The following is a 7,871-nucleotide window of genomic DNA, read 5'->3' as shown; positions in this document are numbered from 1 at the left end:
TTGCGGCACCGTGGCCAGCGGGGTGCGGGCCAGGGCCGCGGCGGCCGAGGGCGCGGGGTGCCGTTCGGCGAGCGGCACGACCCGTGGGAGGTCCGTCTCGCCCAGCACCACGCGGCGTACGACGCGTTCCGCGGCGCGGCCGTCGTCGTGCGGGCAGAACCGCTCCCGGAAAGCGGCTCTGAGCTGGGCGGACCGGGAGCCGCGCCAGTGGCCGCCGGCGAAGATGCCGATCAGCTCGTCCTCGTCCCGCGCGATCGCGCCCGGCGGGAAGGCGCGCAGGTCGAAATAGGTGCCGCGGGCCGCCTCGTAGGCTTCCGGCTCGTGGGCGTGGATCACGATCGGCCGGTCCAGACCCGCGTAGTCGAACATCAGTGCCGAGTAGTCGGTGACGAGGACGTCCGAGGCCAGGCAGAGCGACTCCACGCTCGGGTGGCCGCTGACGTCGAGGATCCGGCCCCCGGGCTCGGCGAGCGGACCGCCGTGGCGGGGGTGCGCGCGGGCCAGCACCATGAAGCGGGGACCGAGGCGGACGAGGACCCGCTCCAGGTCCAGGGCGGCGCGCTGGGTGCGCCGGTAGTCGCGGTGGGTGGGCGCGTAGAGGATCGCGACCGTCCCCTCGGGGATGCCGAGCGTCTCGCGCAGCCGGGCCACGTCCGCGGGCGTCGCCCGCTGGAGGACGTCGGTGCGGGGCTGGCCGTACTCCAGCGTGGTGTAGCCGCCGGGGTGGACGCGTTCCCAGGTCAGGGTGGAGTGACGGTTGGCGGAGACGACGTAGTCCCAGGAGTCGACCTCGCGCAGCAGCCGGGTGAAGTCGGTGCCGCCGGCGGCGGCCGGGCGTTCCTGGAGGTCCAGGCCCATGTGCTTGAGGGGCGTCCCTCCTTGCGTCTGGATCAGCACCTGGCCCTTCCGCTTGACCAGGCCGGCGTCGAAGGAGGCGTTGTGCACCAGGTAGCGGGAGCGGGCCAGCGCCGTCCAGTAGGCGGCCGTGCCGGGCGTCAGGCGCCGGGTGCCGGTCGGGACGGTGCGGTGGTGCGCGGGGTCGGCGGCCCACGCCGTGCGGATGTGCGGCGCGAGGTCGCGGAACGCCTCCTCCAGCGCGCCCGGGTTGCAGCCGTGCCCCCGGTCACCGTCGGCGGCGAAGACGGCACGGTCGGCGCGCAGGGGGAGGCGGCGCTGGACGCGGTAGTGCAGCCGCAGGGCGGCGGTCCGCGCGGTGCGCAGCAGCCTGGCGGCGCCCTTCACCGTCCGGCGGCGCAGGGCCGAGGCCAGCCGCAGGGCCTCGTAGGTGCGGCGCAGGCCCAGCCGGAGCAGGGCGTGGCGCAGGCGCACCGGCAGCGGGGCGGGGGCGCCGGGGACCCGGTAGCGGCGGCAGTGGACGCGGGCCCGGCGCAGGAACTCGCCGCGCAGGGAGCGCGGGAGGCGGTCGGGGCGGGTGAACACCGTTGTCAGGTGGTCGGCCATGCGGCGGTAGAGCACCGGCCGCCAGCGGGCCGGCTCCGGGTGCGTCTCCAGGAACGCGAAGACCCGGTCGTACTGCTCGAAGACGTCCAGGTGGCGCTCGCTCGGCGTCCCCAGGATGCTGCCCCGCCGGCGCTGCCGGTAGCGGACGCAGACCCGGTCCAGGGTGGCGATGGAGTCCGCCGTCAGCAGGACCGGGTAGGTCCACGGCGTGTCCTCGTAGTAGCCGGGCGGGAAGGTGAAGCCCTCGCGCTCGGCGAACTCCCGCCGCACCGTCTTGTTCCAGGCCACCATCAGCAGCTTCAGCAGCCCCGGCCGGTCGGTGAGCCGGAACGGCGCCGGGCCCTGTTCGGTGAGGTGCCGGGCGGCCTGGTTGCGGACCGCGTCGCCCGACCAGAACGTGCGCGCGTAGTCGTAGACCAGGACGTCCGGCTCCCCGGTCTCCTTCACCCGGTCGGCGATGGCCCGCAGGGCGTCCGGGGCGAGGGTGTCGTCGCCGTCGAGGAAGACCAGGTAGTCGCCGCTCGCCCGCTCCATCCCGGCGTTGCGGGCGGGGCCGAGGCCCTGGTTCTCGGGCAGGTGCACGGCGCGTACGCGCGGGTCGCGGGCCGCGAACTCGTCGAGGATCGCGCCGCAGGCGTCCGGCGAGCAGTCGTCGACCGCGATCAGTTCGAGATCCGGATAGGACTGCGACAGCACCGACTCCAGGCACTCGTGCAGATACGCCTGAACCTGGTACGCGGGGACGATGACACTGAACCTGGGCACGGGGACATCCATGGGTCGGCGGGGTCGGCGCGGGCGTTCGGCCCGGGAACGGCCAATGGAGTGACTTGGTTACGGCCCCTGCGGCATTCGGGGGACCCCGTGCCCACGGGAAGCCCCCGTACGAAGGAGGGGGCGGGCCGGTGTTCGGCCCGTCCCCTCAAGGGTGCTGTCGCGGCGGTTACTTGACGGCGCCCGCCATCACACCGGAGACGAACTGCCGCTGGAACGCGAAGAACACGGCCAGCGGGATCACCATGGAGATGAACGCTCCCGGCGCCAGTACGTCGATGTTGTTGCCGAACTGCCGTACCTGCGTCTGCAGGGCGACCGTGATCGGCTGGCTCCCGGAGTCCGAGAAGATCAGCGCGACCAGCATGTCGTTCCACACCCACAGGAACTGGAAGATGCCGAGGCTCGCGATCGCGGGCCCGCCCAGCGGCATCACGACCCGGAGGAACAGACGCAGCTCACCCGCGCCGTCCAGCCGGGCCGCCTCCAGCAGCTCCCTCGGGATCTCCGCGAAGAAGTTCCGCAGCAGGAAGACGGCGAAGGGCAGTCCGAAGCCGACGTGGAACAGGATCACGCCGACGACCGACCCGAACAGACCGACCTTGCCGAAGAGTTCGGCGATCGGGATCAGCGCCACCTGCACCGGCACGACCAGCAGCCCGACCACGGCCAGGAACCACCAGTCGCGGCCCGGGAAGTCCATCCACGCGAAGGCGTAGCCCGCCAGCGACCCGATGACCACGACCAGGACCGTCGCCGGAACCGTGATCATCACGGTGTTGAGGAGGGAGGAGGTGATGTCGCCGTTCTTCAGCAGCTCCTCGTAGCTCTGGAAGGTGAGCTGGGACGGCTTGGTGAAGACCTCCCACCAGCCGCTCGCCGCCATGTCCCGGGGCGTGCGCAGCGAGGACAGCAGCAGGCCGATCGTCGGGACCAGCCAGAACAGGCCCACTACGATCAGGAACACCCGGACCAGCCCGCCGCTGACGCCCTCGGCGAGCCGCGACCCCAGTGACTGCTTCGCCTTGCGGGCCGTCCCGGGTGGTGCCGGCGCCGTCTTCGTGAGGGAGCCCGCGTCCGTGGTCATCGCCGCACCTCCCGCCGCAGCCGCCGTACGTTGAACCACATCACCGGGATGACCAGGAGCAGCAGGAACACCGCGATGGCGCTGGCGATGCCCGGCTGGTCGGAGGCGAAGCCCTTGCGGTACAGCTCCAGCGCGAGCACGTTCGCGTCGTCCTGGGAGGAGCCGGGGGCGATGATGAACACCAGGTCGAAGACCTTCAGGACGTTGATCATCAGGGTGACGGCCACGACCGCCAGGACCGGTGCCAGGAGGGGCACCGTGACCCGTCTGAAGACCTGCCACTCGTTGGCGCCGTCGACCCTGGCCGCTTCGAGCAGCTCGCGCGGGACTCCGGCCAGCCCCGCCGCGATCAGCACCATCGCGAAGCCCGCCCACATCCACACGTACGACCCGATGATGGCCGGCGTGACGAGCGAGGGGCCGAGCCAGTTCAGGCCGTTGTACGGCTCCTTGAAGTTGTCGGCGGGGAGTCTGAGCCGCGCCCCGTCGGCCGCGGCGGGCAGGGTGAACGTGCCGTCGCCGGACGCCGTGGTCTCCGCGACGACCTCGCCGTCCTTGACGGCCTCGATCTTCATCCCGGCGTAGCCCAGCTCGGCCGCGTCGACGCCGTTGAGCTTCCCGACGCCCTTGCCGCGGGTGAAGTCCTGCCAGGCGGTGCCGGTGATCTTCCCGTCCTCGGGCTTCGCGGGTACGGCCTTTACCGCGCCGTCCGGCATGAGGTCGGGGGCGACGCCGACGAGGGGAAGGACGACGGCCTGGCCCGCGCTCACCGGCTGCTTGGTGATGAACGCCCCGCCGCCGGCCGGCTCCAGCGGCGACTCGCGGCCCGGGTGCGCCTTCGGGAACGCCGACGACTCGGCGAACGTGTCGTGCACCCCGACCCACACCGCGTTCGCGACGCCCTTGTCCGGGTCCTGGTCGTAGACCAGGCGGAAGATGATGCCGGCCGCCAGCATCGAGATCGCCATCGGCATGAAGACGACCAGCTTGAACGCCGTGCCCCAGCGCACCCGTTCGGTCAGCACCGCGAAGATCAGTCCGAGCGCGGTGGCTACCGTGGGCGCGAACACCACCCAGATGATGTTGTTCTTCAGGGCGGTGCGGATGCCGTCGTCGGTGAAGAGCGCCCGGTAGTTGTCGAATCCGGCGAAGCCGTCGCCGGACTGGTCGTAGAAGCTGCGGATCAGCGAGTACCCGATCGGGTAGACCACGAGCGCGCCGAGCAGCACCAGGGCGGGCAGCAGGAACAGGGCCGCCACGGTTCTGCGGGTGCCGGTCACGCTCTTGCGCGACTTGGGGACGGCAGGGCCCCGTGAGGCTCCTGCCGCCGTGGCCGACGTCATCGCGTCAGCCTCCGTAGGCGGCGGCCGCGTCCGCCTCCAGCCGCTGCTGCGTGCCCGCGATGTCCTCCGGGTTCTTCAGGAAGTCCTGCAGCGCCTTCCACTCGCCCTTGCCGGGCGTGCCGCCGAAGGCCTGCGGGGCCTGGTCCGACATGTCGAAGCGGAAGTCGTCCCCGGCCGCGACCAGCGCCTCGGCGATCTTCCTCTGCACGTCGTTCGGGTACGCCGACGCGTCCACGTTCTTGTTCGGCGAGAGGTAGCCGCCGAGCTTCGCCTGGATCGTCGCCGCGTCCGGGGACGCCAGCCAGGTGGCCAGTGCCTGCGCCGCCTTCGAGTCCTCCAGGATCACGGCCGCGTCGCCGCCGGAGACCACCGGCGCTGTGTCACCGACGGCCGGGAACGGGAACACCTTCGCGTCCGTGCCTACCTCGGCGTCCGTCTCGGCGATGTTGACCTGCACGAAGTCGCCCTCGTAGACCATGCCCGCCTTGGGCTGGTCGCCGCCGGTGAAGGTCTGCGTCACCGAGGCCGGGAACTCGGTCTGCAGCGCGCCGGACGCGCCGCCCGCGACGTAGTCCCTCTTGCCCCAGATCTCGGCAAGGGTCGTCAGCGCCTCCTTGACGGACGGATCCGTCCACTTGATCTCGTGCGCGGCCAACTGGTCGTACTTCTCCGGGCCCGCCTGCGAGAGGTAGACGTTCTCGAACCAGTCGGTGAGGGTCCAGCCGTCCGCGCCGCCTACGGAGAACGGCGTGACGCCCGAGTCGTAGACCGTCCGGGCGGTGGTGAGGAGTTCGTCCCAGGTCTTGGGCTCGGCCGCGCCCGCGTTCTCGAAGACCTGGGCGTTGTACCAGATCAGGGACTTGTTGGCGGCCTTGTAGTAGACGCCGTACTGCTTGCCGCCCACCCTGCCGATGTCCTGCCAGCCGTCCGAGTAGTTCCTGCCCAGCTCCGCGCGGGCCTCGTTGCCCAGCGGCTTGGCCCAGCCCTTGTCGACGGCCTGCTTGATGGCGCCGGGCTGCGGGAGCATCGCCACGTCCGGCGGGGCGCCGCCCGCGATCTTCGAGCCCAGGAAGTTGATGATCGGGTCCTGGGCGGGCACGAAGGTCACCTTGGCGCCGGTGCGCTTCTCGAACTCGGCGAGGACCTTCTTGAAGTTCTCCTGCTCGGCGCCGGTCCAGACGGCGGCGACCTCCAGGCTCTCGCCGTCCAGCTTGGGGAGGGTGACGGTGGCGGCCGGCTCCTTGTCGCCGCCCCCCTGACCGCCGTTGTCGCCGCCGTTGTCGTCGTCGCCACCGCACGCGGTGAGCGAGAGCGCGAGCGCTCCCGCGGCGAAGGCGGCGGCGGCCCGAGTGGTCCTCTTGACGGTCCTGCCTGATCGGATGGTGCTGCTCGTGCGCATCACTGCCCCGTTCTTCGTTCCTCGTCGAACGTTCGGCGCTGTCCCGTGCGCTCTGGTGTACGCCAGGGGGGTGAGGGCGGCAAGAGCGCGTCCGCTGTCAAGCGGGGGATCGTGACCGCGTCGTGACCAGGTGGGCACGCCGGGCGGGGCACGCCGAAGGGGCGGTGTCCGCCCGGTGTCACAGCAGCGACGGCACCTGTGCCGCGGACACCTCGCGGGCGGTCCGCTGCAGCGCGCTGGCGAGCAGCGCCAGATCCGTCGGACCGTTGCCCAGCTCGCGTACCGGGCGCCGGGTGGGCGGGTCGCCCATGCGGTGCCACTCCAGGGGGACGACGGTGGGCCGCAGGGTCGCCGTCCGCGGGATGCGCCCGGTGACGCGGCCGCCCTGGAACACCAGGGACCGCCCCTCGGCGGAGGCCAACCGCCCGCGTCCCGGCGCCGGTTCGTCCGGTCCCGGCACCGGTGCCTCCAGGGTGACCCGCAGCGCCGCCCGGCGGGCCGGTTCCGTCTGTTCCGTACGGCCCCCGGGACCGGTGGCGGCCACCAGGTGCACCCCGAGCCGCTCGCCCTCCCGCGCGACGGCCTCCAGCGCCCGCATCACCGACCCCGCCGCGGGCCGCCCGGGCGAGCCGAGCGGGGGCGTGACGAGCGCGTCCAGGTCGTCCACGACCACGACCAGCCGCGGCAGTGGCGGCACGGCACCCGCCCGGCGCCGGGCGGCACCGGGACGCAGCCGCAGGGTGGAGCTGGGCGGGGAGTCGACGTCCCCGGTGTCCGATATCACGCCGGGGCCGGCCGCGCCCGCCGCCGTGCGCTGGATGACCATCCGGCCCGACACCTCCCGCCCGGTGTGCCACTCGGTGAAGTCCGACCGTCCGAGCAGCTCGGCGCGCCGCTTCAGCTCGGCGCTCAGGGACTGGGCGAACTCCCGCATGCGGACGGGGTCGTTGGCGGTGAGGTGGGTGGTGACGTGCGGTACGTCCGTACAGACACGGAGCCCTTCGCCGTGCCCGCCGCCCGAGCCGACGTTGTCCCGGCCGTCGATCAGGACGATCCCGAGGCGGTCGGGACGTTCGGCGGAGGCGAGCGAGGCGACCAGTGCCCGCAGCAGCTCGGTGCGTCCACTGCCGGGCGGGCCCTCGACCAGCAGGTGCGGTCCCTCGGCCGCGAGGTCGACGGTGACCGGGCCGCGCGGCCCGGCGCCCAGCACGGCCTGCGCTCGTCCGCCGAGGGCCTCCGTGTCGTCGGCCGCGGCCGCCCACCTGGCCATCAGGGAGGCGGGGGTGGCCCGGGCGAGGCCCAGCTCGTCGAGGAGCCGGGCCGCCTGGGGCAGCGGCGCGGACACACGCGCGTGGCGTTCGCCGGTCGCGCCGTCGGTGCGCAGCGGCGCCAGTGCGCGCGCGAACCGCTCGGCCCAGGCGAGGGAGACGGCGTCGACCGTGCCGAGGGTGCCGTGCCCGACCGGGCCGGCGGGGGCGGTCGGAGCGGCCTGGGTGCCCTGGGTGCCTTGGGGTCCCGGGGAGGCGCCCGTGCGCGCGATGCGCAGCAGCCGCAGTGCCGTCGCCACGTCGCCGCTGAGCAGCGCCACGGCACCGCACTGCCGGAACACCGGCGACACCGCGCAGGCCGCCTCGTAGGTCTCCGTCACCGGGGAGGTCGGGGAGGCCGCGGCGGTCTCGGCGAGGCACACGACGTGGATGCCGGCCCGAGGACCCTCCAGGGCCAGCCGAGCCATCGCCTCGCGCACGTCGGCACCGCCGGGGTCCCCGTCCACGACGACCACGGTGTAGGGCCCGGCGAAGCCGCC

The 7,871-nt window shown here is 73.0% G+C and carries 5 protein-coding genes; all 5 read right to left on the bottom strand.

Going from position 1 to position 7,871, the window contains the following annotated elements; translation table 11 throughout:
- Positions 1 to 2,226, bottom strand: a 2,226-nt coding sequence (locus tag EBH09_RS14030) for a bifunctional glycosyltransferase family 2 protein/CDP-glycerol:glycerophosphate glycerophosphotransferase (RefSeq protein ID WP_193776288.1), incomplete at its 3' end; no start/stop codon positions are given.
- 178 nt (positions 2,227 to 2,404) lie between these two features.
- A complete protein-coding gene (locus EBH09_RS14025; RefSeq protein ID WP_121747261.1) occupies positions 2,405 to 3,322 on the bottom strand; it encodes a carbohydrate ABC transporter permease in 918 nt (305 codons plus the stop codon).
- Positions 3,319 to 4,665 (bottom strand): sugar ABC transporter permease, encoded by a 1,347-nt coding sequence (locus EBH09_RS14020; RefSeq protein WP_193776287.1) that lies wholly within the window; start codon positions 4,663 to 4,665, stop codon positions 3,319 to 3,321. The genes EBH09_RS14025 and EBH09_RS14020 overlap by 4 nt, the downstream gene beginning before the upstream one ends.
- Before the next feature lie 4 nt (positions 4,666 to 4,669).
- Positions 4,670 to 6,064: an extracellular solute-binding protein gene (locus tag EBH09_RS14015; RefSeq protein WP_121747260.1), complete on the bottom strand. Its 1,395-nt coding sequence runs from the start codon at positions 6,062 to 6,064 to the stop codon at positions 4,670 to 4,672.
- A gap of 178 nt (positions 6,065 to 6,242) precedes the next feature.
- Positions 6,243 to 7,871, bottom strand: a 1,629-nt coding sequence (locus EBH09_RS14010) for an FtsK/SpoIIIE domain-containing protein (RefSeq protein WP_274595138.1), incomplete at its 5' end; no start/stop codon positions are given.

Origin of the sequence: Streptomyces sp. E2N166, from assembly GCF_003671715.1 — a bacterium.
Lineage (GTDB): Bacteria > Actinomycetota > Actinomycetes > Streptomycetales > Streptomycetaceae > Streptomyces > Streptomyces thinghirensis.
Note: the sequence above shows the minus strand (reverse complement) of the source record. Positions and strands in the feature narration are given on the sequence as shown.